This is a genomic window from Micromonospora sp. HUAS YX12, from assembly GCF_040215685.1.
Classification (GTDB): Bacteria; Actinomycetota; Actinomycetes; order Mycobacteriales; family Micromonosporaceae; genus Micromonospora; species Micromonospora tulbaghiae.
This window is the reverse complement of the sequence record NZ_CP157974.1, coordinates 1,788,783-1,812,557: the sequence shown is the minus strand read 5'-3', so window position 1 is coordinate 1,812,557 and position 23,775 is coordinate 1,788,783. Positions and strand designations below refer to the sequence as shown.

Below are 23,775 nucleotides of genomic sequence, written 5' to 3'. Positions count from 1 at the left end.
CGGTCCAGGCGCGGGTCAGTCATATCGTGAGGAATCGACGCATGGCAGAAATCACTGGGGATCAGCGCGTCCAGTCCGAGGTGCTCGAAGGCCTGGCGACGGCTGTCAACCACCGGCAGTGGTTCGTCGAGCTGGCGGTGCCCTACCTCGGTGACGACCCGATCGAGATCGGCAGCGGCCTGGGCGACTACGCCTCGGCCTGGGCCGCCCACGTACCCCGGATCACCGCCACCGAGGCCGACCCGGACCGGCTGATCCAGCTCAAGGAGCGGCTGTCCGACCACCCGGGCGTCGAGGTCCGGCAGATGCTGCTGCCGCACCACGAGCGCGGCGACTACAGCGCGGCCGTGTCCTACAACGTGCTGGAGCACATCGACGACCACGTGGGCGCGCTGCGCAGCATGCGGGATCTGGTCCGCCCCGGCGGCGCCGTGGTCATCATCGTGCCGGCGTTCCAGTTCGCCATGAGCCCCGCCGACATCGCCACCGGCCACGTCCGCCGCTACACGAAGAAGACGCTCGCCGCGGCGATGACCGAGGCGGGCCTCACCGTCGAGCGGATCCACTACGCCAACGCGCTCGGCCTGATCGGCTACTTCATGGCCACCAAGGTCTTCCGGCTGATGCCGAAGGAGGGCCCGATGGTCAAGGTCTACGACACCCTCGTGCTGCCCGTCACCAAGGCCGCCGAGCAGCGCGTCCGGCCGCCGTTCGGCCAGTCCGTCTTCGCGGTCGCCCGCGTACCGGCCTGACGTGTAAGGAAGGGCCCCTTATTAACAGACGTCTGTTAATAAGGGGCCCTTCCTTACACGTCACTCCTTGATCTGGTACGTCGGGCGGATGACCGCCCGGGCCAGGGTGTGGAACGCCAGGTTGAAGCCGACGAAGGCCGGGCTGGCCTCGGCGGGGATGTCGAGGCGGTCCACGTCCACCGCGTGCACCGCGAACACGTACCGGTGCGGGCGGTCCCCGGCCGGCGGCGCCGCGCCCCCGTAGCCGGTGTCGCCGTAGTCGTTGCGGACGCTGAACGCGCCGCCGAGGTCGGCCTCCCGCACGCCGGTGGGCAGCTCGGTGACGGAGGCCGGCACGTTCACCAGCACCCAGTGCCAGAAGCCGCTGCCGGTCGGGGCGTCCGGGTCGAAACAGGTGACCACGAAGCTCCTGGTCTCGGCCGGGAAGCCCGACCAGGACAGATGCGGGGAGACGCTCTCACCGCCGGTGCTGCCGTGCGCGTACCGCGCGTCCATCGGCTCGCCGTTGTGCACGTCGTCGCTGGTCAGGTCGAACGACGGCACCGTCGGCAGCAGCTCGTACGGGTCCGGGGCGATCGGTCGTTCCAGGGTCATCGAAACGGTCCTTCCGGGTACGCGAATGTCCTGCGCCCCTTCATACCCCGTTGTCCGCCCCGCCGTGCTGCCGGCGCACCATCTCGTTGATCCAGACCGGCGCGTACGGGGACGTGCAGCCCGGCGGCGTCGGATAGTCCTTGAGCACCCCGAGCCGCTCCCCGATGCCGATGGCGCGGTCCCGGTACGCGGCGTGCTCGATCCCGATCTGCGCCAGGCAGTGGTTCATCGCCCACTGAAGGCGCTCCGGCGCGTCCGCCATCTCCGCCTCGATCACGCCGAGCAGACCGGCCAGGTCCAGCCCGTCCGGATTCCGCGCCACCCGCTCGGTGGTCAGCGCCCAGCCGGCGCTCGCCACCACCGGATCCGAATCGGCCGACCAGGCCAGGCGCAACGACTCCGCGTGCGGGCTCTTCTTCACCACGTAGTTGACGAGCCAGTCGTGCACCTTCGGCGTCCGCGCCTCGCGCAGCATGGCGTCCAGCTCGTCCCGCCCGTACGCCTTCGGCCGGCAGATCAGCAACGCCAGCAGCCGGGCCGCGCTGTCGCCGGTCGCCCACAGCTCGCGGGCCAGCTCCTGCTGGGTCTTCAACCGCTTGGCGATCGCCCGCAGCTTGCCCAGGTTGACCCCGTGGTCGTCGCCGTGGCGCTCGTTGACCGCGCGGATCTTCGGGTCGTCGAGCGCGGCCAGCTCGGCCATCACCCCGGCCACCGTCATCGTCTCTGTCACCCGGCCTCCCGCCGTCCGTGCACTGCGCAGCCTACGACCGGGCCCGACGTTCCCGCGCCCCGCGACCACCTGTGACGCGGATCACCCTCCTCGCCCATGCTCAGCCCTCGCAGGCCGGGGTGCGCTGCCTCGCAAGTAGTCACTTACCCACCCTGAGACCCCCGAGGACCGCCTGGAGGAGCACACACGTACTCCTCCAAACAAGCGGCCTCGCCCAAAGACAGAGACGGCCCGTAGGCAAGATCCACGGTGGATTTCAGGGCATAGCCGGAGGCCCGGACCGTGGCTACGGTGGCCCGCATGCCAACACTGATATCGCCCACCACCAGCCTGTATGCCGCCTTCCAGGACTGCCGCGACGACTGGGGGCCCGGCCTGCACGAGGACGGCTTCGGCATCGGCCCCGAAGACGACCTGGACTCGCCCGAAGGCTTCGCCGACTGGGTGCGGCGACGTGTCCGGCTGGACCACGGGGCCGGGGCGCCATGCCCCGACGAGCGGCATGCCTCCTGCCGGTGGATCGTCGAAGACGGGCAGGTGCTCGGGGGTATCGCGATGCGGCACTGGCAGGACGACGACCTGGGCCAGATCGGCTACGGCGTACGTCCCTCCGCGCGCCGCCGCGGCCTGGCGAGCTGGGCCCTGGGTGAGATGCTCCGCGAGGCCCGCACCATGCTGGGTCTGCACCGGGTGCTCATTCCCTGCCTGGAGGACAACCTCGCCTCGGCGCGCACCATCGAGAGCCAGGGCGGCGTGTTCCAGGGCGTCCTCGACACCGGGCATGTCCGGGTCCGCCGCTACTGGATCACGCTCAGCCGCTGACCGGCTCACTGGCCGTCGGAGGTCGAGAAGGGCACCTTCTTGTACGCGGAGCGATAAGAGCGACCGACGAACGGCTACGGCAAGATCCGCCGCTGCACCGACCGCGACACAAAGATCGTGGACTTCTACCTGTAGCTGGCAGCCGCCCTCGTCACCAGGGGCGATGGTTACTTCCGGACCGACACGCCGATGCGGGCCGACACGCCAGGCCGGCGGGAGTGGGCGGAGGGTGTGGGATTCGAACCCACGAAGACATCGCTGCCTTACCGGTTTTCAAGACCAGCGCCATCGGCCACTAGGCGAACCCTCCCGGCACGCCCCCGAGGGGTGCGCGACCGGGACCAGTCTGCCACGAACGCCGTACCGGGCAAGCCGCCGTCCCACCCTCGCTGCGAGAACGTGTGCGGCAGGTCCACAGTGGCCGAGGGGCTGACCCGGCGGCTGCCCCGGGCGGTGCCATCCCCGGATCGGGCTCCGGCTGGACACTTCCGACCAGACCCCGGAGGAGACGGTGACGGAGATCCTCGCCCGCGCGTGGACCGACGGGCAGATCGGGTAAGACTGAACCATGCGCGCAGTCACGATCACGGAACCCGGCGGACCCGAGGCGCTCGTCTGGACCCACGTCCCGGATCCGGAGCCCGGCCCCGGTGAGGTGGTCGTCGAGGTGCGGGCCAGCGCGGTGAACCGGGCCGACCTGTTGCAGCGGCAGGGGCACTACCCGCCGCCGCCGGGCGCGCCCGCGTACCCCGGTCTGGAGTGTTCGGGGACGGTGCTTGCGCTCGGTCCCGGCGTGACCGGCTGGTCGGTGGGCCAGGAGGTCTGCGCGCTGCTGGCCGGCGGCGGCTACGCCGAGCAGGTCGCGGTGCCGGCCGGGCAGTTGCTGCCGGTGCCGGCCGGGGTGGACCTGGTCGACGCGGCGGCGCTGCCGGAGGTGGCCTGCACGGTCTGGTCGAACGTGGTGGACCTGGCCCGCCTGGCCGAGGGGGACGTGCTGCTGGTGCACGGCGGCGGCAGCGGGATCGGCACGTTCGCGATCCAGCTCGGCGTGGCGCTCGGCGCGACTGTGGTGGTGACTGCCCGCTCGGCGAAGCACGAGCGCCTGCGGGAGTTGGGCGCCGCGCACACGATCGACTACCGCGAGCAGGACTTCGTCGACGAGGTGCGCCGGGTCACCGACGGCCGCGGCGCGGACGTGATCCTGGACATCATGGGCGCGTCCTACCTGCCCCGGAACGTGGCCGCGCTGGCGACCGGTGGGCGGCTCGTGGTGATCGGCATGCAGGGCGGCCGCAAGGGCGAACTCGACCTGGGGATGCTGCTGGCGAAGCGGGCGGCGGTGCACGCGACCGCGCTGCGGTCCCGCCCGGTGGACGACAAGGCGGCGATCGTCCGGGGCGTACGCGAGCAGGTGTGGCCCCTGGTGGAGGCGGGCCGGATCCGGCCGGTGGTGCACGCCCGGGTGGACATGGCCGACGCCGCCGCCGCGCATCGCCTGGTGGAGACCAACGACCACCTGGGCAAGGTGCTGCTGGTCCGGTGAGGGTCAGCCCTGGCCGGGGCGCGGAAGCATGAGGCGCGGGCCGGGGCCCTCGGCGGCGAGCGAGTCCTCGGGGTTGTAGAGCGTGCAGCGCTGCAGCGACAGGCAGCCGCAGCCGATGCAGCCGTCCAGGTCGTCGCGGAGCTTGCCGAGCAGCCGGATCCGCTCGTCCAGCCGGTCCCGCCAGGCGCGGGACAGCGCGGCCCAGTCGTCGGGCGTGGGGGTACGCCCCGACGGCAGCGAGTCGAGCGCCGCGCGGATCTCCTCCAGCGAGACACCCACCTGCTGGGAGATCCGGATGAAGGCGACCCGGCGCAGCTCGGTGCGGGCGTAGCGGCGCTGGTTCCCGCCGGTGCGGGCGGCGTGGATCAGGCCGAGCCGCTCGTAGTAGCGCAGCGCCGAGGGGGCGACGCCACTGCGGTCGGCGAGCTGCCCGATGGTCATTGTTGCTTCGTGCATCACACGGCCTTGAGTTGAAGTTCGCTTCAAGTCCGAGGCTATCGGTATGACGACGACCACCGCCACCGACCTGGGCGCGCTGCTGGACCGGGTGCGCGCCGGCCGCGAGTTCGGCACCAACGTGTACTCGACGCTCGACGTGCTCCAGGTGCTCTACGACCGGGTGCTCCGGATCACCCCGGCCACCGTGGCCGACCCGGACCGGGACCGTTTCCTGCTCTCCAAGGGGCACGCGGTCGCCGGGTACTACGCGCTGCTCGCCGCCCGCGGCTTCCTGCCGGCCGGGTGGCTGGACGACCAGGGCGGCCCGGCGAGCCGGCTCGGCGACCACCCGGACCGCACGCTGGTGCCGGGCGTGGAGATCGGTTCCGGTTCGCTGGGCCACGGGCTCGGGCTGGGCGTGGGCACCGCGCTCGGGCTGCACGCCCAGGGCCGCACCGGACCCCGGGTGTACGTGCTGCTCGGCGACGCCGAACTGGACGAGGGCTCCAACCACGAGGCGATCGCGTACGCGGGCGCGACCGGGCTGGGCAGCCTGACCGCGATCGTGCTGGACAACCGCTCGGCCACGTACGGCTGGCCGGGCGGCGCGGCGAGCCGGTTCACGGTGAACGGGTGGAGCGCCGCCACAGTCGACGGGCGCGACCACGACGCCCTGCACGCCGCCCTCACCGGGCACGACGACCACCGGCCGCACGTCGTCGTCGCGGTCGTCACGGACGGGGAGTGACCATGAGCAGCACCATGCGGGACGCGTTCGTGACCAGCACCGAGGAGGTGCTCGCCGATCCGCGGACGACAGTCGTGCTCGCCGACATCTCCGCCGCCGCGTTCGAGCCGGCCGCCGCCCGGTACCCGGACCGGGTGATCAACGTGGGGATCCGGGAGCAGTTGATGATCGGGGTGGCGGGTGGGCTGGCGCTGACCGGGCAGCGGCCGATCGTGCACAGCTACGCCCCGTTCCTGGTCGAGCGGGCGTACGAGCAGATCAAGCTGGACCTCGACCACCAGGACGTCGGCGCGGTGCTCGTCGGCATCGGCGGCTCGTACGACCGGGCGTCGGCGGGACGCACCCACCTCGGGCCGGCGGACGTGGCGCTGCTGGACACGCTCGACGGCTGGACCGTGCACGTGCCGGGGCACCCCGACGAGGTCCGGCCGCTGCTGCGCGACGTCGTGTGCGGGCAGGACTCGGCGTACCTGCGGTTGTCGATCCGGAGCAACACCGCCGCGTACCCGCAGGCGGGTGACCTGCACGTGGTCCGGGACGCCGGGCCGGGTGCGCCGCTGCTGGTCGCGGTCGGCCCGGTGCTGGACGCGGCGGTGGCGGCGACGGCCGACCGGCCGGTCACCGTGGCCTACACCCACCGGCCGCGGCCGTTCGACACCGCCGGGCTGCGGGCGCTCGCCGGGACCGAGGTGATCCTGGTCGAGCCGTACCTGGCGGGCACCTCGGCGCGGGTGGTGTCGGAGGCGCTGGCGGACCGGCCGCACCGGCTGCTGGCGCTCGGGGTGGGCCGCAAGGACCTGCGCCGCTACGGCAGCGCCGAGGACCACGAACGCTGGCACGGCCTGGACGCGGCCGGGCTGCGCCGCTCGGTCGACGCGTTCCTCACCTGAGCGTCCCGGACCCGACGGAACCCCGCGACCTCGGCTCGTGCCGGGATCGCGGGGTTCTGTCGGTTCGGGCTCAGCGCGCGGCGGCGGGACCGGCCGGGCGGCGGCGGGCGCGCTCCCGGGCCAGGATCCAGATCGCCTCGACGCCGTCCTTCCAGGTGATCTTCTTGCCCTCCTCGCGGCCCCGCGCGCGGTAGCTGATCGGCACCTCGTAGGGGCGGATGCGGCGGCGCAGCAGCTTGCCGGTGACCTCGGCCTCCATGCCGAAGCCACGGGAGCGGACCTGGAGCGAGCGGTACAGCTCCAGCGGCATCAGCTTGAAGCAGGTCTCCAGGTCGCCGATGTAGGAGTTGTAGAGCACGTTCGCGGCGAGCGTGACGCCCTTGTTGCCCATCACGTACCAGAAGCTGTACGAGCTGTGGCTGCCGAAGGTCCGATTGCCGTAGACGACTGTCGCCCGGCCGTCGAGCACCGGCTCCAGCAGGCGTGGGATGTCCTGCGGGTCGTACTCCAGGTCGGCGTCGAGGATGACCATGTACTCGCCCTCGGCGCTGTCGACCGCCGTCTTGATGGCCGCGCCCTTACCGGCGTTGCGCTGGTGGGTGATCACCCGCAGGCGGGCGTCGTCCACGCGGCCGAGGATCTCACCGGTGCCGTCCCGGCTGCCGTCGTCCACGACGACGAGCTCGATCTCGCAGGGGTAGTCCACCGCCAATGCCTGCTTGAGGGCATCCGCGATACGTTCTTCCTCGTTGTAGACCGGCATGAGGATCGAGAGCTTCACGGAATCTCCACGGAGGCGATGGCAGGTCGGGGCATAGCGTAGCCTGGCACATCGCTCAGGTCACGACAGCCCAGGCACCCTATTCCTGGCGAAGTGGTACGACCACGAGCCGGGCCACGCTCCGGTCGCCGTCCTTCGCGCCGGCCACCCCGACCGTCGTACCGATCTTGATGTCGGTCGATCGGATCGTCGTCCGCCGCTCGACCACACGCAGTTTCTCACCGAACGTCCACTTCACCGTGAAACCGTCGGTGGACTTCACAGTCATCGACTTGTCGTCGATCGCGGTCACCTCGCCGCGCTGGACCGCGACCGTCTTCGTACCGCCGTCCCTGGTCTTCACCACTGCCTCGCCGTGCAGCGTGTTGCGCCGCAGCAGCACCCGGGCGCGGTGCCGCTTGTGCCCCTCCGTCGCCCGCTCGCCCTTGCCGTCCGGCCCGGCCTGCGACGTACCGGAGGGTGCCGGCGCGGCGACTGGATCCACGTCCAGTTCCCCGGCGTCGACGCCGAGCGCGGCGAGCGCCTGGCCGTCCGCGCCCAGGGCGGCGCTCACCTCGACCCCGTCGTCCGGCGCCGCGCCGGACCGGGTCGCGCCGCACCCGGCGAGCGCGAGCGCCGCGGCGGCGAGCAGTGCGGTGGCGCCGGTGACGATTCGCTGACGTCTCATCTGTGGTCCTCTCCTCGCGGTGACGGTCCGAGCGTTCCGCACGGACGCGAGGGGACGGTCAAGCCGATGTTCGAGCCGCGTAAGGATCCGGGGGCACCCGGACGGTGAAGGCGGCTCCGCCCTCCGGGGCGTGCCCGGCGGCGATGTCCCCGCCGAGCCGGCGGACCAGCCCGGCGGCGAGCGCCAGGCCCAGCCCGCTGCCCACCTTGCGCACCCCCCGGTACCGCTCGTGCAGCGCGCCCCGCTCGAACGCCACCCTCAGGTCGTCGTCGGTGAAACCGGGTCCGCCGTCCCGGACCTCCAGCACCCCGCCGCCCGCCGGGCCGGCGGCCCGGACCGCGAGCACCACCGGCGCCCCCGGAGGTGCGACCCGCAGCGCGTTCTCCAGCAGCCCGTCCAGAACCTGCCGGATCCGGCCCGGATCGGTGTACGCCGGCACCGGCACACCCGGCGTCTCCAGCCGGAACGGCACCCCGAGCGCCGCGCACCGGCCGGACCAGCTGCGTTCCGCGTCGGCGGCCAGCCCGGTCAGGTCGACCGGCACCGGTTCCAGGGGGAAGTCGACCGCCTCCAACCGGGCCAGCGCCAGCAGGTCGCGGACCAGCCGGTCCAGGTGCTCGGCCTCGGCGAGGACGGTCCGGCCGGTCGCCGGCACCGCGTCCGCCTCGATCACACCGTCGGCCAGCGCCTCGGCGTAGCCGCGGATCGCGGTGAGCGGGGTCCGCAACTCGTGCGAGACGGAGAGCAGGAACTCGCGCTGCCGCCCCTCGCTCGTGGCGAGCGCGGCGGCCAGGCCGTTGAGCGCGTGCGCCAGGTCGGCCACCTCGTCGGGCGGCTCGACCGGCACCCGGACCGCCCGGTCCCCGGCACGCAGCCGGGCGGCGGCGGTGGCGGCGGTACGGATCGGCCGGGCCAGCCGGCGGGCGAGCAGCAGTCCGGCGGCCGCCCCGGCGGCGAGTCCGGCGAGCAGCGGCAGCCAGAGTCCGCGCAGCACCTGCCGCCAGGGCGCGGCGCTACGGGCCCGGGTCAGCACCACACCGTCCCCACCGGGCAGCGACCGCGCCTCGACCAGCCGGCGTTCGCCCTCGATCAGTCGCCGGCCGGAGACGTTCTCGCCGCCGGCCACCCGCGTCACCAGCGGCCGGGGCAGGCCCGGCCGGTCGGCGCGGCCGTCCCGGATCACGTACACGTCGATCTGCTGCTGGCGCAGTTGCCGGATGAGCCGCTCCCCGGCGCCGTCGCGCTGGCGTACCGGCCGCACCCGCAGCACGTCGGCGGCGAGCCGGGCCTGGGCGGCGAGCGCCTCCTGGTCCCGGCGCTCCGCGCCGCGTACCGCCAGGGGCACCGCGACCAGCGCGGTGACGAGCACCGACACCAGCGCCACCGCGCAGGTGGCGAGCACGGCGCGGGCGGTGAGCGTCCGCCCGGGTCGTCGGCCGGGGCGGGCCGGACCGGTACGCGGGATCGGCACTGTGGGCTGCTCAGGCATCGGCGGCGTACCCGACGCCCCGATGGGTGCGGATCACGCTGTCCGGGCCGAGTTTGGCCCGCACCTGCGCCACGTGCACGTCGACCGTCCGGGTGCCGGCGTGGGCCGCGTACCCCCACACGCCCGCCAGCAGCTCCTCCCGGGTGAACACCCGGCCGGGCCGGGCCATCAGGTGGGCGAGCAGGTCGAACTCGGTGGAGGTGAGCTGCACCGGCGTACCGCCGGCGGTCACCGTCCGGCGGGCCGGGTCGAGTGTGACGGCGCCGAGCGTGCGGGGCTGCTCGGCGTGCGTGCCTGAGGTGCGGCGCAGCACCGCCCGCAGCCGGGCGAGCAGCTCGCGAGGGCTGAACGGTTTGGTGACGTAGTCGTCGGCGCCCAGTTCCAGGCCGACGACACGGTCCACCTCGTCGTCGCGGGCGGTGAGGAAGATGACCGGAGTCCAGTCGCCGGCCGCGCGCAGCCGGCGGCAGATCTCGGTGCCGGCCAGGCCGGGCAGCGCGATGTCGAGCACGCAGGCCACCGGGCGCAGGCGCCGCGCGGCGGCGAGCCCGGCCTCGCCGTCACGTTCCAGGTGTACGCCGAACCCGTCCCGGGTCAGGTAGAGCCGGACCAGGTCGGCGATGGCCGGCTCGTCCTCCACCACGAGGACGAGCCCGGGCGGGGCAGCGGTGGTCACCGGCTCATGATGACCGACCGGCGACCGCCCGGCCGGTCAGGGAATGTTCGGATCAGGTAAGGAGGAGGTCAGCGGGCCGGGGCGGGCCGCAGCACCGTCGGGCGGGAGACCGCCGGTGACTCGCCGATGGTCGCCACCACCCGCTCGGCCGGCGTACGCAGGCGGGTCCGGAACGCGTGGTTGAGCAGCGCGTCGAGCTGCCACACCTGCTTCGGGTGGTGGGTACGCAGGACGAAGCGCTCGCGTACCCCGTCGATCGCGGTGGCCGCCAGCTCCACGCTGTGCGCGCGGGGATCGGGGCTCCACGTCACGTTGCTCAGCTCGCGCAGTTCGGTGTTGAGGTGCAGGCGCAGCCGGTGCAGCACCCGGGTCTGCCGGGTGACCACCAGCCGCCGGTGGGTGAGGAGCATCAGGTAGTCGCCGCCGACCGGGTCGTCCGGGCGGCTGCACCGGGTGACCAGGATGGTCGCGTCGCCGGAGCCGACGCACCGGCGGAACACCGGCATGTGCCGGGTGACGGTCTGGGTCGCCAGGCCGGTCTCGGCGGCGGCCGGAAGGAACGTTCGCGAGAACACGTCCATGCCCGGTCCAACGAGCCGATGACCAGGGGTGATATGGGTCACGCCCAATTTCTGGAACTTCCACACGTGCAAGTCGCACCAGCGGTGCGACACCGGCGGCCGGTCGGATCAGAGCAGCTCGACGATCGTGGCGTTGGCCATGCCGCCGCCCTCGCACATGGTCTGGAGGCCGTAGCGGATGCCGTTGTCCCGCATGTGCTGGAGCATCGTGGTCATGATCCGCGCGCCGGACCCGCCGAGCGGGTGACCGAGCGCGATCGCCCCGCCCCGGGGGTTGAGCCGCTCCGGGTCCGCCTCGGTCTCGGCCAGCCACGCCAGCGGCACCGGGGCGAACGCCTCGTTCACCTCGTACACCCCGATCTCCTCGATGCCCAGCCCCGCGCGGCGCAGCGCCTTCGCGGTCGCCGGGATCGGCGCGGTGAGCATGGTGACCGGGTCGTCGGCGGCGACCACGGCGGTGTGCACCCGGGCCAGCGGGCGCAGGCCGTGCCGGCTGGCCCACTCGGCGGTGGTGACCGCGAGCGCGGCGGCGCCGTCGGAGATCTGCGACGCGGAACCTGCGGTGACCACGCCGTCGGCGCGGAACGGGGTGGCCAGCTCGCCGAGCTTGGCCAGCGAGGTGTCGCGGCGGATGCCCTCGTCGGCGGAGAACTTGCCGCCGTCGGCGAGCGCCACCGGCGCCAGCTCGGCCTCGAACGCGCCCGCGTCCTGCGCGGCGGCCGCCTTCTCGTGGCTGGCCAGCGCGAACTCGTCGAGCTGGGTACGCGAGAAGCGCCACCGCTGCGCGATCAGCTCGGCCCCGACGCCCTGGTTGAACGGCAGTGGCGAGTCCTCCGCGACGCCCTCGACGCCGCGGTAGCGCTCCAGGATCGCCGCGCTGAACGGCATGCCACCGGCGACGCTGGAGCCCATCGGCACCCGGGTCATCGACTCGACGCCACCGGCCACGACCAGGTCGGCCTGGCCGGAGAGGACCGTCGCGGCGGCGAAGTGCAGCGCCTGCTGGCTCGACCCGCACTGGCGGTCGAGCGTGGTGCCCGGGACCGACTCCGGCCAGCCGGCCGCGAGCACGGCGTTGCGGGCCACGTTCCAGGACTGCTCGCCGACCTGCGACACACAGCCCCACACCACGTCGTCGACCTGACCCGGGTCGATGCCGGTGCGCTCGGCGAGCGCGCGCAGCACGTGCGCCGAGAGGTCGACCGGATGCACTCCGGCGAGGCTGCCCTTGCGCCGCCCGACCGGGGTCCGCACCGCGCCGACGATGACCGCGTCACTCATGTCTACTCCCCGGTAACCTCGCTTGCCCCGATCCTACGTGCTGACCGGACCGGCCGTCCTCCCCCGGCGCGCGGCAGGTGCGGCTGGCATGCTGGGCGGATGGATCCACAGTCGCCGCCGGTCCGGCAGTGGCGGGTGCCGCGGGAGGTGCCGGCGATCAAGGCGATCGGCGCGCTCGCGCTGCTGGCCCTGGGGCTGGTCTTCGCCGCCGGTGATCCGGTCCGTCCGGCGCTCGCCGGGCTGGCCGCCGCCGGCCTGCTCGCCTGGGCGCTGCGCGACGTGGTCGCACCGGTCCGCCTCGCCGTCGACCCGGACGGGCTCACCGTGCTGCGGGGGTTCGCCGGGCGGCACCGGCTGCCGTGGGACGCGGTGGAGGCGATCCGCCTGGATCGGCGCAGCCGGCGCGGGATCACCGCCGAGACGCTGGAGATCGACGCCGGGGAGTCGCTGCACCTGTTCGGCCGCCGTGACCTGGACGCCCCGCTGGACGAGGTGGCCGCGGCGCTGACCGAGGCCCGCCCCGCGCGCTGAGACGCCGGCTCAGCCGAGCAGGGCGGCGGTCCGGACGAGCGTCAGGCCGATCAGCGCGACCAGCACGATCGCGCAGCCCGCCACCTGGAACACGGTCCGCCGCGACCGTGGGGCGTACGCCAGGACCAGCGCCACCAGCGCGCCCGCGACCAGCCCGCCGAGGTGCCCGGCCACCGAGATGCTCGGCACGGTGAACGTGAAGATCAGGTTGATCACCAGGATCGGCACGATGGCCGAGGTGTCCCGGCCGAGCCGCCGCATGATCACGAAGACGGCGGCGAACAGGCCGAAGACGGCGGTGGAGGCGCCGGCCGTGAACCGGTGCGGCTCGGTGAAGACGTACGCGGCGACGTTGCCGCCGAGCCCGGCGAGCAGGTAGAGCGCCAGGAAGCGCAGCGGCCCGAGCACCGCCTCCAGCGTCCGGCCGAGCACCCAGAGCGCCCACATGTTCAGCAGCAGGTGCAGCACGCCGTAGTGCAGGAACATGGCGGTGACCAGCCGGTACCACTCGCCGTCGGCCACCCCGCCGACGTGCCCGTCGGGGAAGCTCGCCAGGCCGAGCACCGCCCCCCACTCGGTGAGCGGCGTCCCGTCGCCCATCAGGCCACCCAGGCCGCCGCCGGCCACGGCGGTCCCGCTGCGGGCCGAGAGGATGGACAGCAGCATCATCACCACGTTCAGCGCGATCAGCGCCTTCGTGACGTTGCCCTGGCGGCCGGCGGCACCGCCACCGAAGGCGGTACGCGCCGGCCGCACGCTGCGGCGGCCCTCGGCGACGCACTCCGGGCACTGGTGGCCGACGGAGGCGTCCCGCATGCACTCGGTGCAGATCGGCCGGTCGCACCGGGTGCACCGGATGTACGTCTCCCGGCCGGGGTGCCGGTAGCAGACCGGAGTGGTCGGCACCGGATCCCCGGTCGCGTCGCCTGGCTGGCCGGAGCGCTCAGTCATGCGAGCAAAGGTACCCGCGTGCCGCTCAGGACTGCTTGTGCTCGATCTCGACCCGCTCGATCACCACGTCCTGGATCGGCCGGTCGCTCGGGTCGGTCGGGGTGTTGGCGATCGAGTCGACCACCTTCGCCGACTGCTCGTCGGCCACCTGGCCGAAGATGGTGTGCCGGTTGTTCAGGTGTGGCGTGGGCGACACCGTGATGAAGAACTGCGAGCCGTTGGTGCCCGGCCCGGCGTTCGCCATCGCCAGCAGGTACGGCCGGTCGAAGCGCAGCTCGGGGTGGAACTCGTCGGCGAACTTGTAGCCCGGGCCGCCGCGGCCGGTGCCGGTCGGGTCGCCCATCTGAATCATGAAACCGCTGATCACGCGGTGCGAGACGGTGCCGTCGTAGTACGGCCCGCTGCCCGGCTGACCGGTACGCGGGTCGATGTACTCCCGGGTGCCCTCGGCCAGCTCCACGAAGTTGCGGACGGTCTTCGGCGCGTGGTTCGGAAAGAGCTCCAGCCGGATCGGGCCGGCGTTGGTGTGCAAGGTGGCGTAGACAGCCTCGGCCACGGGTACTCCTCACTCGTAGTTCAGTTCCTTGCGGATCCTCCCATGTGCCCGATCTGGCCATGCGGAGGCATTCGAAGGTGGAGGATGACGAAGGAACAACTCCCAGGAGGTGGGACCGTGTTTGGAATCGGGCGGCGAAAGACCCAGGGCCAGCTCGCCAGGGTCGAGCTGAACCAGGGCATCGGTCACCTGAGGCAGGCCGCCACGCACGCCGCGAAGGGTGCCGGCGCCACTGTCGGCCCGCGGGTCCAGGCAGCCCGGGTCGCCGTCGCGCCGACCGCGGTCCTGGTCCGGGACCGGGCGTCCAGCGGGTTCGCGTCGACCGCCGCGGCGCTCGCGCCGATGCTGCTGGCCGTGCGCAACGCCCGGGTCGAGGCCGCCGGCAAGGCGTCGAGCGGCCGCAAGGTGATGGCCGCGAAGCAGTCCGCGATGACGAAGAAGGCGAAGAACATGAAGGCCGGAAAGAAGAAGCAGCGCAGGTCGCGGGGCATGACCGCGGGCCTGCTGGTGGCCGGCACCGTCGCCGGCCTGGCCGGTGCGATGGCCATGCGCCGCCGCCGCGAGCAGCAGGAGTGGGCCGAGTACGACCCGACCGGCACGCTCGGCGCCACCGGTCAGGACAAGTTGGAGCCGATGCGGGAGGACGTGGACACGATCGTGGTCGAGACCCCGGACGCGAGCGCGAAGGTGACCCAGGCCGGCCCGACCGGCGCCGGCAGCTCGGCGGTGGCGAAGGGCAGCAGCTCGTCGACCGCCCCCTCCGGCAGCCAGCCGGTGATCCACCCGAACGACCAGGTCCCCTCCGTCGCCGAGGGCGCCCGGGACGTCTCCGGTCGCCCGGCCGACGACATCACCAAGGCCGTGCAGGCCGGCAAGAACGCCGCGAAGGCCGGCGGTCGCCGCTGACCTCGTACCGTCGGATCAGCGCCGGCACGCGGGGCACCCCGCGTGGCCGGCGCTTCCGCGTGTACGAGGCGGCGCGGGCCTGCGGCGACTCACTGTGACGCGGCGGTCACAGCCAGCCGTTGCGGCGGAACAGGCGGTAGAGCGTGAAGGACGCCGCGAGCATCAGCGCCCAGACGCCGGGGTAGCCGTACGTCCACTTCAGCTCGGGCATGTTGTCGAAGTTCATGCCGTAGATGCCGGCGATCGCCGTCCACACGGCACCGATCGCGGCCCAGGCGGCGATCTTGCGCATGTCGTTGTTCTGGTCGACGGTGACCTGGGCCAGCCGGGCCTGGAGGATCGAGTTGAGCAGGTCGTCGTAGGAGTTCACCTGCTCGACCGTGCGGCTGAGGTGGTCCTGCACGTCGCGGAAGTAGCGCCGCACCTCCTGCGGCACCGCGCGGTTGACCTGTGCGGTGAGCGTCATCAGCGGGCGCTGCAACGGCGCCACCGCCCGCTTGAACTCGACCAGTTCCCGCTTCATCTGGTAGATCCGCTGGATCCGGCCGCTGCTCTGCCGGTCGAAGACGTCCGCCTCCAGCACGTCGAGGTCGTCCTCCAGCCGGTCGGCCACCTCCAGGTAGAGGTCCACCACGCGGTCGGTGATCGCGTACGCGACCGCCCACAGGCCGTGCCGCAACAGATCCCGCTTCGCCTCCAGGTCGGCGCGCACCGGCGCCAGCCGGCAGGCGTCACCGTGCCGGACGCTGATCACGAAGTGCGGCCCGATGAAGAGCATCACCTGGCCGGTCTCCACCACCTCGGAGTTCTCGGTCAGCTCGGCGTGCTCGCAGTAGCGGGCGGTCCGCAGCACCAGGAAGACGATCTCACCGAAGTGCTCCAGCTTCGGGCGCTGCTGCGCCTTGACCGCGTCCTCCACGGCCAGCTCGTGCAGGCCGAACGTGGCAGCGATCTCGGTCATCTCGGCCAGGTCCGGCTCGTGCAGGCCGAGCCAGACGAAGCCGTCCCGCTCCTGCCGGGCGGCGGCCAGGGCCTCGGCGTACTGGGGGTGGCCGGGGCGGCGCTCGCCGTCGACGTACAGCCCGCAGTCGACGATCCCGCTGCGCTCCGGGCCGGCCGGCTGGGCCGTACGCGGGGAGCCGTCGGCGTTGAGGATGCGGGACATCGCGCGTACCGGGGCCGACCAGGCGCGGGGGCGAAGTGCCCGGCTCCCGTCGGTGCCGGCGGTTCGGTCGCGTGCCACCCGGTCCGTCATCTCTCGCCCCCTTCCCCTAGAGCTGCGGCTTGCAGGTTACGCCGACCGGCGGGAAGCGCAGCGCGGGCGCGGGTGCCTGGTACGGGCGGTTGCGGCGGGCGTCACGCGGCGGCGCCGGGCGGGCCGGGCCGCGTCAGGGGGGTGAGGGGCGACACGGCCCACCCGGCACCCCTTGGGGGCGGGAGTGATGCTGGGCGTGCCGCCGGCCCGGCCGGGGCGGCCGGCGGCCACCCGGGCGTACGGGCCGATCACCGGCAAAAGGCGAGCGGCACTCGCAGCATTGTGGGCTGCCGGCCGGTTCAGCGGGAGAGCCGAACCGGCCAGCGGGGCCTTTTTGTCAGAAACCCGACAGAAGATCAGCCGCGTACGGCGGCCATCGCCTCGGCGAGACGCCGCACGCCCTCGTCGATCCGGTCCGCGGTCACCGCCGAGTACGCCAGGCGCAGCGCGTGCCGGCCGCCGTCGACCATGAAGTCGCTGCCCTTCACCACCGCCACGCCACGCTCGGCGGCGGCCGGGGCGAGCCGGTCGACCTCGACGTCCTCCGGCAGCTCCACCCAGAGGAAGTAGCCGCCGTCCGGCTCCACGAACCGGGCCTCCGGCATGTGCCGGCGCAGCGACTCGGCCAGCACCGCCGACCGCTCCCCGAGCGCCGAACGGACCGTCCGGATCGACTCGTCGATCGCGCCGGACACGCAGAACTGGTGCACGATCGCCTGGGCCACCATGCCGGGCGAGATGTAGAGGTTGGTGGCCCGCTTCGCGATCGCCGCGATCAGCTCGGCCGGGCCGACCAGGTAGCCGACCCGTACGCCCGGGCAGACCGTCTTGGTGAAGCTGGAGGCGTGCACCACCACGCCCCGGGTGTCCATCGACAGCATCGAGGGCAGCGGCTCGCCCCGGAACCGGATGTCCGCGTACGGGTCGTCCTCGAAGATCGTGAACTCGTACTCGGCGGCCAGTTCCAGCAGCTCACGGCGCTTCTCCAGGGAGAGGGTCACGCCGGCCGGGTTCTGGTAGTTGGGGATCACGTGGGCCAGCCGCGGCCGCACCCCGGACTCCAGCAGCTTGCGCAGCTCGGCGGTGTCCAGGCCGTCCGGCTGGATCGTCACGCCGTGCACCTCGCCGCCCATCTGCTTGAGGTTGAGCAGCGTGCGGTCGTACGTCGGGCGCTCGACCACCACCGCGTCGCCCCGGCGGACCAGGTGGTCGAAGAGGAACGCGTCGGCCTGCAACGAGCCGTTGGTGATCAGCACCTGGTCGGCCTCGACACCGTGCTTCTCGGCGATCCACTTCCGCAAGGGCGGGTAGCCGACGGAGGTGCCGTACGCGGTGGCCCCGGCGGGGTCGGCGTCGAAGGCGCGGACGGCGGCGGCCTTGAGCCCCTCGACATCGACGATGTCCAGCGAAGGCGCGCCACGGGCGAACGAGATCAGCTGCTCGGCGGTCATGCGCAGAGCCTAGGGCCTGGCCCGGCGGGTCCGACCGCGATACACGCGAAGTTCAACATGCGGGCGGCCGGCCGGGGCACCGGTGCGTCCAGGGGATCCGAGACCGCCTCGCGACTGTCTACGATCCGACGGACGCTGGCGCCGGTCCGACCGGACGCCGAAGGATGACGGGTCGCGGCAGACCCGGGAGAACAAGGGATGGGGCTCGTGACCGAGGACGAGGCGGGACGGCTCGACGACCAGCGGTTCGCGCAGTGGCTGGCGGCCGAGGCCGGCAGGGCGCTCACCGCGCTGCGGGACCGGCAGGGCTTCGCCGACCCGAAGGCGCTCAAGGACGCGGGCGACCGCGCGTCGCACGAGCTGATGACGGCGGCGCTGGCCCGGCTGCGGCCGGCCGACGCGGTGCTCTCCGAGGAGGAGGCCGACTCGCGCCGCGCGTGGGCCGGCGGCGAACGCGCACCCCGGCACGAGGCGGACCGGGTCTGGATCATCGACCCGCTGGACGGCACGCGCGAGTTCTCCGAGGAGGGGCGGGACGACTGGGCGGTGCACGTGGCGCTCTGGCAGCGCTCCGCCGCCCCCGACGGCGCCCTGGTCGCCGGCGCGGTGGGCATGCCGGCCCGGACCACCGTGGACGGTACGCCGGTCGTGCTCGGCACCACCTGCCCGCAGCCGAAGCCGTCCGACGGGCCGATCCGGATCGCGGTGAGCCGCAGCCGCCCGCCGGCGTTCGTGGGCGAGCTGGTCGAGATGCTCGGCGCCACGGCGGTGCCGATGGGCTCGGCCGGTGTGAAGGTCTGCGCGGTGGTGACCGGCGAGGTCGACGCGTACGTCCACGCGGGCGGTCAGTACGAGTGGGACAGCGCCGCCCCGGTCGCCGTGGCGCTGGGCGCGGGCATGCACGCGTCCCGGATCGACGGTTCGCCGCTGCGCTACAACCGCGCCGACCCGCGCCTGCCCGATCTGCTGGTCTGCCGGCCCGAACTGGCCGACCAGTTGCTCGACGCGATCGCCCGGACCGGGGTCGAGATGCCCGCTTCGACCGTCACCGACAACCAGGGTGAGGCGTTCGGCTGAGTGTCACGGTACGTACGGCCAGGTGGATGAGGGTTATCGTCAGGCAGGTATGCGTGGCGATCTGAGCCCCGACCGCGGGCCGCCGACAGCCAGGGAGGGTCATGCCGGCCGACCGAGAGCCGCACAATGCCTTCGGGCAGCCGACCGGCCTGTGGCCGGGTCAGGACATTCCGCGCCAGGTGGGCGGCCCTTCGCTGCCCTGGCCGGAGGCGGAGAGCACGCCACCACCACCGGCCGGGCCGGGCGGTGACCTGCCCTGGCCCGAGCGCGACCGGCACGACGCCGGTCACCACGACGGGCCGGGGCACGACCCGGCCGGCTGGGACGCCGCGCCCGGCACGACGAACGGCTGGGCGCCGCAGCAGGACGGCGCCTGGCCGCAGCACGGGCCGCCGGGCCACGGCGACACCGCCTGGCCGCAGGGCGAGCGACACGACGACGCCTGGGCCACGCAGGCCGGCCCGGCGGCGGACGGCCACAACGGCTGGACGCCGCACGACGGGCCCGGCGGGGCCGGCGGGGCCGGGCCGGCGGGCGATGCGGGCTGGGGTGCGGGCACCACGGCGACCGCCACCCTGACCGGACCGCCCCCGGTGGGCGTTCCGCACGGACCGGCCACCGGCGGGCCGGGCGGGCCGCCCGCGCCGCCGCTCGCCCCGGCGCCTGCGCCGTCACCCGGCGGTTCCCGGCGGCGCTGGCGCGTCGCCATCGCCGCGGCCGTGGCGCTGGCCGTGGCCGGCAGCGGGGTCGCGGTGGCCACGCTGCGACCCGACTCGACGGACCGGCAGGCGGGCGGGACGCCGGGCTCGGTCGGGCCGGCGACCTCGATGGGCCCGGGCACGCCGGCCACCCCCGGCGCGTCCCCGGGCGCCGACCAGGGCCTCGGCAGCAAGCCCTCGGCGCGTCCGTCGGCCTCCGCGGACGCCGGGCCGGGCTTCACCGGTACGCGACTGACGCTGCCCGGCGCCTCGATCGGTGTGCAGAACGGGGAGACGTTCGGCCAGGCGCTCGCCCGGTCCGACCGGACCTTCGGCAAGCTGAGGATGGCCCGGATCTTCTTCCCCGGCCTGCCGCCGGCCTGGTCCGGCAGCCGGGCCGACGTGGTGGACCGGACCGTGGTGGTGTCCTTCAAGGCGTCGCCGCAGGAGGTCAACACCGGCAAGTTCGACTCCCGCCTGACCTCCTGGTTCGCCTCGATCCCGCGCGAGCACAACGTCTACTGGTCGTACTTCCACGAGCCGGAGGACGACGTCGAGCGCGGCGCGTTCACCACGGCGGCGTACCGGACGGCGTGGAAGCGGATCGCCGGCCTGGCCGACCGGACCGGCAACCCCAAGTTGATCAACACGCTGATCCTGATGTGCTGGACGCTCGACCCGAAGTCCGGGCGCAGCTTCGACGCCTTCTACCCGGGCGGCGACGTGATCGAGGCGCTCGGCTGGGACTGCTACAACTGGGGCGCCAAGTGGAAGCGGTACGCCCCGCCGCAGGAGATCTACAGCGCGATGATCAGCAAGTCCAAGGCGCTCGGCAAGCCGTGGGGCGTCGCGGAGACCGGCAGCGACCTGGTCCCGGGTGACTCGGGCACCGGCCGGGCGGCCTGGATCCGGTCGATGACCGGCTTCCTCAACGGCCAGCGGCCGGAGTTCGTGGCGTACTACAACCAGACGGTCGACCAGGGCGACTTCCGGCTGCTCGACCAGCCGAGCATCCAGGCGTGGAAGTCCTTCTGCACGGCCTGACACCGGCGAGCGAACGGCAACGGGCGGGCGACCTCGGTCGCCCGCCCGTTTCGCGTACGGCTCAGATGCCCCGGCCGCGCTTGTGCAGCGTGCGCAGCACCCGGTCGGCCTGCACCGCCCGGCTCGCCACCGCCAGCGCCAGGTAGGCGCGCGGCTCCTTCGGGTTGCGGGCCAGTGTGCGCCGGGCCCAGCGGACCGCGTCCCGCCGGTTGCCCATGGCCGCCTGCGCGAAGGCGATCTGCCCGGCCACCCGCGCCTCGCCGTGCGGCACCGTGGCGAACTCCGGGTAGCGGCGCAGCAGCCACTGCAACGCGGTCGAGATGGTCTCCCAGCGCTGCGCGAAGTAGGACCGCTTGTGCCAGCGGACCAGCACGTACGGGCTCTCCACGTTCACCAGCGGGGCGTAGCGGGCGGCGCGGAGCAGGAACTCGTAGTCCTCCGCGTAGCTGCCCGGGATCTGCTCGTCCACCAGCCCGATCGCGTCGAGCAGCGCGGCCCGGCGGATCAGGAACGTGGACGGGTGCAGCTCGGTGAGCCGGTCACGCAGCAGCGCCTCCAGCGAGATCCGGGCACGGTCGAGCGAACGGTCCACCGTACGGTCGTCGTAGCTGACCCGGATGCCGCAGCTCACCAGCGCGCCGTCCGGGTGCGCGTCGAGCGCCCCGAACTGGGCGGCCAGCTTGCCGGGCAACCACTCGTCGTCGTCGTCGCAGAACGCCACCCAGTCGCCGACGGCCGCCTCGATGCCGGTGTTGCGCGCGCCGGCCAGCCCGGCGGTACGGGTATTCGTGATCACCCGGATCCGGCGGTCACCCCGGTCGGTCTCCAGCGACCGGTCCGGTTCGGACTGGTCGTAGACCACGATCGCCTCGATCAGGCCCGGGTGCGCCTGGCTGAGGATCGCGTCGAGCGCCGCACGCAGCAACTCCGGACGGTCCCGGGTCGGTACGACGACCGAGATGCTCGGCCCACTCATGCTCTCTCCACGGACTCGTCGGATCCCCGCTGGCCCAGATAGCCGTAGCGGACCCGCAGGGGAAGCGTGGCCAGGCTGACCACGGCACGGCTGCGGCGCGGCAGGCGGTCCCGCCACGCCTCGTCCCGGCGCACCGTCAACGGCCCGCCGCTGAACCGCAGCGGGTTGCCGGCGACGCTGTGCGCCCGGAACGGCGCGGCCGGCTCGGGCGCCGCGCCGGTCTCGTCGGCCCCGGACAGGATGCGCAGCGCGGCCGGGTCGTCCGGCAGGCCGGCGAAGTCCCGCACCCGGCGTACGGTGCCGGCCGGGTCGGCGGTGAAGTCCTCGTACCGCAGCCGCAGCACCTTCGCCCGGGAGGCGAGCAGGTGGAACGCGGCGTTCTGCGCGGTCCACAGCTTGCTCACCTCGAACGGCGAGAAGGTCGGCATGAAGTCCTCGCCGTCGACCACCTCGGGGCGGCGCACCTGCTTGCCCCACGAGTACGCCACCGCCCGGCTGTCCCGGACCAGGTGCAGCACCCGCAGGTCCAGCCCTTCGGCCCAGCGCAACGCGAAGGCGAGTGAGGCGTGCTTGCTGGAGTCCACGACCACCCGGGCGCCGGTCGCCGACAGCGCGGCCCGGTAGATCCGGGTGTACAGGTCGGCGTAGCGGCGTACGTCGGCCAGCTGCTCCGGCGGGAGCGCGTCCTTCGCGAGCCGGGGGATGTGCCGGGTCCGGTCGACCCGGTCCTTGAGCGCCAGCACGTCGTCCCGGTCCACAGCGGCCCAGCCGCCGAACGCCTGGTCGCCGACCTGCCGCCAGAACGGGCAGGCGGTGAACCGCTCACCGCAGCCGCAGCGCTCGTCGGCGCCGAGCGCCCGCTCCCACAGGTGCACCACCTCACCGACGGCACACACGTCGGCGCTCTGCGCCAGCAGGAGTTCCAGCAGCGTGGAACCGCTGCGGCCGAGGCCGCCGACGAAGAGCACCCGCGGCGGCGCCGGATCGGGGGCGCTCATCCGCGCCGCCCGACGGCTCGTTGTCGTACCCGGCGGGCCACCAGCTCGTCGATGACCGCGCCGACGCGGGCGACCGCCTCGGCACGGGGGTCCGGGCGACTCGGGTCGGCCGCCAGGACGAACCGGCTCGGGTCGGCCAGCCCTTCGTCCAGCGCGGCGAGCAGCTCGGCCTCGGACTCGCACAGCCGCACCATGCCCGCCGCGCCCAGGCGGCGGGAGAACAACTGCTGGTGGTTGTCGACGTGCTCGTCGTGCGACGGGTCGCGGGGCACCACGATCGGCAGGTGACCGTTGCGCCGGGCCTCGGTGATGGTGGCCGGGCCGCCGTGGCTGACCACGAGCGTCGACTCCGCCATCGCCCGCTGGAGTTCCTCGTGGCCGAGGAACGGGGTGGCACCGGGCAGGGCCGGGGTGCGGCTGTGGCCATACTGGAGGACCAGCCGGACCTCGGGCCGGGCCGCGTGCCAGCGCTCCAGCCAGCCGACCAGCCGGTCGAAGCGGTGCACGTCGGTGCCGACCACGACCAGCACGTACGGTGCCGCGGAACGCCGGTCACGCTGCTGCGGAATGTGCGCCATCAGAGGAGATTCCCCACGACGGTGGCCTCCGGGTACATCCGGCGCTGCTCGTCCCACTGCACGAGCATCGCGGAGAGGAAGGGACGGCAGAGCCGGGCGGTGAGCGTCGCGCTGTCGATCCGGTCGTACACCTCGATGTAGACGGTCGGAATCTTGCGCATCCGGGCCGCCACCACGAACGGCAGGGCGACCCCGGCGCCGGTGGTGACCACGGCGTCGACCTGGCGCCGGCGGATCACCTTCAGCGCGAGGAACGCGTTGCGTACCAGGTTCTTGACGTTGCGTGTGGTGGGGTGGTGCGCCCAGACCACGTCCTCACCGGCGAGCAGCGAGCGCGCGTCGGGGGTGTCGAACGTTACCCATGCGCGGCGCCGATCCCGGTACCACGGCTCCAGGGCCAGGAGCTGGGCCAGGTGCCCGCCACTGGAACCCACCAGCAGGACCTGCCCCGAGTCCTCGGTTGACCCGCTCACCACAAAAGTCCTCCCGTACGCGGATGACGCGTCCGGATTTTTGTGAATGCCCCTCGGACGCGTCCTGACAACCTACTGGCGCGCCCATGGGCAACTGAAGGGGCCATTGGACGGATCCTGGCTCGCCGGTCGGCTCACCTCTCGATTCCCGCCACTGGGATGTGCACCGGCCGGTCACCGTCCAGGTCAGCCCGATGCCTCCGGGCGGCCGGGCCGGGCCACCGGGAGAAAGTGAGATGTGTCAGGATTCCGTCACCGCTCCGCACGAGAGCCGTCGGCGACGTCGGCT

Annotated in this window: 26 protein-coding genes and 1 tRNA gene; 9 read left to right on the top strand and 18 right to left on the bottom strand. The window is 73.2% G+C overall.

Annotation, left to right across the window (positions count from 1 at the left end):
• Nucleotides 1-41: 41 nt before the first annotated feature.
• Complete coding sequence (locus ABIH81_RS09015) at nucleotides 42-752, top strand: class I SAM-dependent methyltransferase (protein ID WP_349879868.1); 711 nt, start codon at nucleotides 42-44, stop codon at nucleotides 750-752.
• A 60-nt stretch (nucleotides 753-812) separates the two neighbouring features.
• Here ABIH81_RS09015 and ABIH81_RS09010 read toward each other — a convergent pair whose 3' ends face one another.
• Both ABIH81_RS09010 and ABIH81_RS09005 read right to left on the bottom strand, forming a co-directional pair.
• Entirely contained in the window at nucleotides 813-1,346 is a 534-nt protein-coding gene (locus ABIH81_RS09010; protein ID WP_349879867.1) for a YbhB/YbcL family Raf kinase inhibitor-like protein, read from the bottom strand.
• A 40-nt stretch (nucleotides 1,347-1,386) separates the two neighbouring features.
• Nucleotides 1,387-2,076 (bottom strand): DNA alkylation repair protein, encoded by a 690-nt coding sequence (locus ABIH81_RS09005; RefSeq protein WP_349879866.1) that lies wholly within the window; start codon nucleotides 2,074-2,076, stop codon nucleotides 1,387-1,389.
• Nucleotides 2,077-2,376: 300 nt separating this feature from the next.
• Between ABIH81_RS09005 and ABIH81_RS09000 the strand changes: the two genes are divergently transcribed.
• Nucleotides 2,377-2,898 (top strand): GNAT family N-acetyltransferase, encoded by a 522-nt coding sequence (locus tag ABIH81_RS09000; protein WP_349879865.1) that lies wholly within the window; start codon nucleotides 2,377-2,379, stop codon nucleotides 2,896-2,898.
• A 223-nt stretch (nucleotides 2,899-3,121) separates the two neighbouring features.
• Here ABIH81_RS09000 and ABIH81_RS08995 read toward each other — a convergent pair.
• Nucleotides 3,122-3,208: transfer RNA gene (locus ABIH81_RS08995), tRNA-Ser, on the bottom strand.
• Between the two features lie 258 nt (nucleotides 3,209-3,466).
• On the opposite strand from ABIH81_RS08995, the gene ABIH81_RS08990 reads away from it, so the two are divergent.
• Nucleotides 3,467-4,441 carry an NAD(P)H-quinone oxidoreductase gene (locus ABIH81_RS08990; RefSeq protein WP_349879864.1) on the top strand — a complete coding sequence of 325 codons (975 nt, stop codon included), beginning with the start codon at nucleotides 3,467-3,469 and terminating at the stop codon, nucleotides 4,439-4,441.
• 3 nt (nucleotides 4,442-4,444) lie between these two features.
• On the opposite strand, the gene soxR is transcribed toward ABIH81_RS08990, so the two are convergent.
• Nucleotides 4,445-4,897 carry a redox-sensitive transcriptional activator SoxR gene (gene soxR / locus ABIH81_RS08985; RefSeq protein ID WP_349879863.1) on the bottom strand — a complete coding sequence of 151 codons (453 nt, stop codon included), beginning with the start codon at nucleotides 4,895-4,897 and terminating at the stop codon, nucleotides 4,445-4,447.
• Nucleotides 4,898-4,943: 46 nt separating this feature from the next.
• On the opposite strand from soxR, the gene ABIH81_RS08980 reads away from it, so the two are divergent.
• Together ABIH81_RS08980 and ABIH81_RS08975 are read left to right on the top strand one after the other, a co-directional pair.
• Nucleotides 4,944-5,627 (top strand): transketolase, encoded by a 684-nt coding sequence (locus tag ABIH81_RS08980; RefSeq protein ID WP_349879862.1) that lies wholly within the window; start codon nucleotides 4,944-4,946, stop codon nucleotides 5,625-5,627.
• A 14-nt stretch (nucleotides 5,628-5,641) separates the two neighbouring features.
• Nucleotides 5,642-6,517 carry a transketolase gene (locus tag ABIH81_RS08975; RefSeq protein ID WP_349881045.1) on the top strand — a complete coding sequence of 292 codons (876 nt, stop codon included), beginning with the start codon at nucleotides 5,642-5,644 and terminating at the stop codon, nucleotides 6,515-6,517.
• A gap of 70 nt (nucleotides 6,518-6,587) precedes the next feature.
• On the opposite strand, the gene ABIH81_RS08970 is transcribed toward ABIH81_RS08975, so the two are convergent.
• The 6 genes from ABIH81_RS08970 to ABIH81_RS08945 form a co-directional block, all read right to left on the bottom strand.
• Nucleotides 6,588-7,298 (bottom strand): glycosyltransferase family 2 protein, encoded by a 711-nt coding sequence (locus ABIH81_RS08970; protein ID WP_128137102.1) that lies wholly within the window; start codon nucleotides 7,296-7,298, stop codon nucleotides 6,588-6,590.
• Nucleotides 7,299-7,377: 79 nt separating this feature from the next.
• Nucleotides 7,378-7,965, bottom strand: a complete 588-nt coding sequence (locus tag ABIH81_RS08965; RefSeq protein WP_349879861.1) for a hypothetical protein — start codon at nucleotides 7,963-7,965, stop codon at nucleotides 7,378-7,380.
• 58 nt (nucleotides 7,966-8,023) lie between these two features.
• Nucleotides 8,024-9,454 (bottom strand): HAMP domain-containing sensor histidine kinase, encoded by a 1,431-nt coding sequence (locus tag ABIH81_RS08960; protein WP_349879860.1) that lies wholly within the window; start codon nucleotides 9,452-9,454, stop codon nucleotides 8,024-8,026.
• Nucleotides 9,447-10,130, bottom strand: coding sequence for a response regulator transcription factor (locus ABIH81_RS08955; RefSeq protein ID WP_349879859.1), 684 nt, complete (start codon nucleotides 10,128-10,130; stop codon nucleotides 9,447-9,449). Before ABIH81_RS08955 ends, ABIH81_RS08960 begins: the two co-directional genes overlap by 8 nt.
• 68 nt (nucleotides 10,131-10,198) lie before the next feature.
• The gene (locus ABIH81_RS08950) at nucleotides 10,199-10,711 is read right to left on the bottom strand and encodes a hypothetical protein (protein WP_349879858.1); all 513 of its coding nucleotides are present in this window, start codon (nucleotides 10,709-10,711) and stop codon (nucleotides 10,199-10,201) included.
• A 108-nt stretch (nucleotides 10,712-10,819) separates the two neighbouring features.
• Nucleotides 10,820-11,992: an acetyl-CoA C-acyltransferase gene (locus ABIH81_RS08945; protein ID WP_013289257.1), complete on the bottom strand. Its 1,173-nt coding sequence runs from the start codon at nucleotides 11,990-11,992 to the stop codon at nucleotides 10,820-10,822.
• A gap of 99 nt (nucleotides 11,993-12,091) precedes the next feature.
• Between ABIH81_RS08945 and ABIH81_RS08940 the strand changes: the two genes are divergently transcribed.
• Nucleotides 12,092-12,523 (top strand): PH domain-containing protein, encoded by a 432-nt coding sequence (locus tag ABIH81_RS08940; RefSeq protein WP_349879857.1) that lies wholly within the window; start codon nucleotides 12,092-12,094, stop codon nucleotides 12,521-12,523.
• Nucleotides 12,524-12,532: 9 nt separating this feature from the next.
• Here the strand turns inward: ABIH81_RS08940 and ABIH81_RS08935 are convergent, their stop codons facing one another.
• Both ABIH81_RS08935 and ABIH81_RS08930 read right to left on the bottom strand, forming a co-directional pair.
• A complete protein-coding gene (locus ABIH81_RS08935) occupies nucleotides 12,533-13,474 on the bottom strand; it encodes a rhomboid family intramembrane serine protease (protein WP_349879856.1) in 942 nt (313 codons plus the stop codon).
• A gap of 25 nt (nucleotides 13,475-13,499) precedes the next feature.
• A complete protein-coding gene (locus tag ABIH81_RS08930) occupies nucleotides 13,500-14,030 on the bottom strand; it encodes a peptidylprolyl isomerase (protein ID WP_349879855.1) in 531 nt (176 codons plus the stop codon).
• Nucleotides 14,031-14,114: 84 nt separating this feature from the next.
• Between ABIH81_RS08930 and ABIH81_RS08925 the strand changes: the two genes are divergently transcribed.
• Nucleotides 14,115-14,936: a hypothetical protein gene (locus ABIH81_RS08925; RefSeq protein ID WP_349879854.1), complete on the top strand. Its 822-nt coding sequence runs from the start codon at nucleotides 14,115-14,117 to the stop codon at nucleotides 14,934-14,936.
• A gap of 106 nt (nucleotides 14,937-15,042) precedes the next feature.
• On the opposite strand, the gene corA is transcribed toward ABIH81_RS08925, so the two are convergent.
• Nucleotides 15,043-16,191: a magnesium/cobalt transporter CorA gene (corA, locus tag ABIH81_RS08920; protein ID WP_349879853.1), complete on the bottom strand. Its 1,149-nt coding sequence runs from the start codon at nucleotides 16,189-16,191 to the stop codon at nucleotides 15,043-15,045.
• A gap of 356 nt (nucleotides 16,192-16,547) precedes the next feature.
• Nucleotides 16,548-17,642, bottom strand: a complete 1,095-nt coding sequence (locus ABIH81_RS08915) for a PLP-dependent aminotransferase family protein (RefSeq protein WP_349879852.1) — start codon at nucleotides 17,640-17,642, stop codon at nucleotides 16,548-16,550.
• 198 nt (nucleotides 17,643-17,840) lie between these two features.
• On the opposite strand from ABIH81_RS08915, the gene ABIH81_RS08910 reads away from it, so the two are divergent.
• Together ABIH81_RS08910 and ABIH81_RS08905 are read left to right on the top strand one after the other, a co-directional pair.
• Nucleotides 17,841-18,719: a 3'(2'),5'-bisphosphate nucleotidase CysQ gene (locus ABIH81_RS08910; RefSeq protein ID WP_349879851.1), complete on the top strand. Its 879-nt coding sequence runs from the start codon at nucleotides 17,841-17,843 to the stop codon at nucleotides 18,717-18,719.
• A gap of 101 nt (nucleotides 18,720-18,820) precedes the next feature.
• Nucleotides 18,821-20,461, top strand: a complete 1,641-nt coding sequence (locus ABIH81_RS08905; protein ID WP_349879850.1) for a hypothetical protein — start codon at nucleotides 18,821-18,823, stop codon at nucleotides 20,459-20,461.
• A 61-nt stretch (nucleotides 20,462-20,522) separates the two neighbouring features.
• On the opposite strand, the gene ABIH81_RS08900 is transcribed toward ABIH81_RS08905, so the two are convergent.
• The 4 genes from ABIH81_RS08900 to ABIH81_RS08885 are packed head-to-tail and all read right to left on the bottom strand — an operon-like array spanning nucleotide 20,523 to nucleotide 23,489.
• Complete coding sequence (locus ABIH81_RS08900; protein WP_210943051.1) at nucleotides 20,523-21,437, bottom strand: glycosyltransferase family 2 protein; 915 nt, start codon at nucleotides 21,435-21,437, stop codon at nucleotides 20,523-20,525.
• Complete coding sequence (locus ABIH81_RS08895) at nucleotides 21,434-22,435, bottom strand: sulfotransferase (protein ID WP_349879849.1); 1,002 nt, start codon at nucleotides 22,433-22,435, stop codon at nucleotides 21,434-21,436. Before ABIH81_RS08895 ends, ABIH81_RS08900 begins: the two co-directional genes overlap by 4 nt.
• Nucleotides 22,432-23,013, bottom strand: a complete 582-nt coding sequence (locus tag ABIH81_RS08890) for a glycosyltransferase (RefSeq protein WP_349879848.1) — start codon at nucleotides 23,011-23,013, stop codon at nucleotides 22,432-22,434. Before ABIH81_RS08890 ends, ABIH81_RS08895 begins: the two co-directional genes overlap by 4 nt.
• The gene (locus ABIH81_RS08885; protein ID WP_013289269.1) at nucleotides 23,013-23,489 is read right to left on the bottom strand and encodes a polysaccharide biosynthesis protein; all 477 of its coding nucleotides are present in this window, start codon (nucleotides 23,487-23,489) and stop codon (nucleotides 23,013-23,015) included. The genes ABIH81_RS08890 and ABIH81_RS08885 overlap by 1 nt, the downstream gene beginning before the upstream one ends.
• Nucleotides 23,490-23,775: the final 286 nt, after the last annotated feature.

Excerpts from the sequence above, each read along its gene's own strand:
- ABIH81_RS09015 (WP_349879868.1), top strand. The coding sequence starts at position 42 with ATGGCAGAAATCACTGGGGATCAGCGCGTCCAGTCCGAGGTGCTCGAA.
- ABIH81_RS09010 (WP_349879867.1), bottom strand. The coding sequence starts at position 1,346 with ATGACCCTGGAACGACCGATCGCCCCGGACCCGTACGAGCTGCTGCCG.
- ABIH81_RS09000 (WP_349879865.1), top strand. The coding sequence starts at position 2,377 with ATGCCAACACTGATATCGCCCACCACCAGCCTGTATGCCGCCTTCCAG.
- ABIH81_RS08990 (WP_349879864.1), top strand. The coding sequence starts at position 3,467 with ATGCGCGCAGTCACGATCACGGAACCCGGCGGACCCGAGGCGCTCGTC.
- soxR (WP_349879863.1), bottom strand. The coding sequence starts at position 4,897 with ATGCACGAAGCAACAATGACCATCGGGCAGCTCGCCGACCGCAGTGGC.
- ABIH81_RS08980 (WP_349879862.1), top strand. The coding sequence starts at position 4,944 with ATGACGACGACCACCGCCACCGACCTGGGCGCGCTGCTGGACCGGGTG.
- ABIH81_RS08975 (WP_349881045.1), top strand. The coding sequence starts at position 5,642 with ATGCGGGACGCGTTCGTGACCAGCACCGAGGAGGTGCTCGCCGATCCG.
- ABIH81_RS08965 (WP_349879861.1), bottom strand. The coding sequence starts at position 7,965 with ATGAGACGTCAGCGAATCGTCACCGGCGCCACCGCACTGCTCGCCGCC.
- ABIH81_RS08960 (WP_349879860.1), bottom strand. The coding sequence starts at position 9,454 with ATGCCTGAGCAGCCCACAGTGCCGATCCCGCGTACCGGTCCGGCCCGC.
- ABIH81_RS08950 (WP_349879858.1), bottom strand. The coding sequence starts at position 10,711 with ATGGACGTGTTCTCGCGAACGTTCCTTCCGGCCGCCGCCGAGACCGGC.
- ABIH81_RS08945 (WP_013289257.1), bottom strand. The coding sequence starts at position 11,992 with ATGAGTGACGCGGTCATCGTCGGCGCGGTGCGGACCCCGGTCGGGCGG.
- ABIH81_RS08940 (WP_349879857.1), top strand. The coding sequence starts at position 12,092 with ATGGATCCACAGTCGCCGCCGGTCCGGCAGTGGCGGGTGCCGCGGGAG.
- ABIH81_RS08935 (WP_349879856.1), bottom strand. The coding sequence starts at position 13,474 with ATGACTGAGCGCTCCGGCCAGCCAGGCGACGCGACCGGGGATCCGGTG.
- ABIH81_RS08925 (WP_349879854.1), top strand. The coding sequence starts at position 14,115 with ATGACGAAGGAACAACTCCCAGGAGGTGGGACCGTGTTTGGAATCGGG.
- corA (WP_349879853.1), bottom strand. The coding sequence starts at position 16,191 with ATGACGGACCGGGTGGCACGCGACCGAACCGCCGGCACCGACGGGAGC.
- ABIH81_RS08915 (WP_349879852.1), bottom strand. The coding sequence starts at position 17,642 with ATGACCGCCGAGCAGCTGATCTCGTTCGCCCGTGGCGCGCCTTCGCTG.
- ABIH81_RS08910 (WP_349879851.1), top strand. The coding sequence starts at position 17,841 with ATGGGGCTCGTGACCGAGGACGAGGCGGGACGGCTCGACGACCAGCGG.
- ABIH81_RS08905 (WP_349879850.1), top strand. The coding sequence starts at position 18,821 with ATGCCGGCCGACCGAGAGCCGCACAATGCCTTCGGGCAGCCGACCGGC.
- ABIH81_RS08900 (WP_210943051.1), bottom strand. The coding sequence starts at position 21,437 with ATGAGTGGGCCGAGCATCTCGGTCGTCGTACCGACCCGGGACCGTCCG.
- ABIH81_RS08895 (WP_349879849.1), bottom strand. The coding sequence starts at position 22,435 with ATGAGCGCCCCCGATCCGGCGCCGCCGCGGGTGCTCTTCGTCGGCGGC.
- ABIH81_RS08890 (WP_349879848.1), bottom strand. The coding sequence starts at position 23,013 with ATGGCGCACATTCCGCAGCAGCGTGACCGGCGTTCCGCGGCACCGTAC.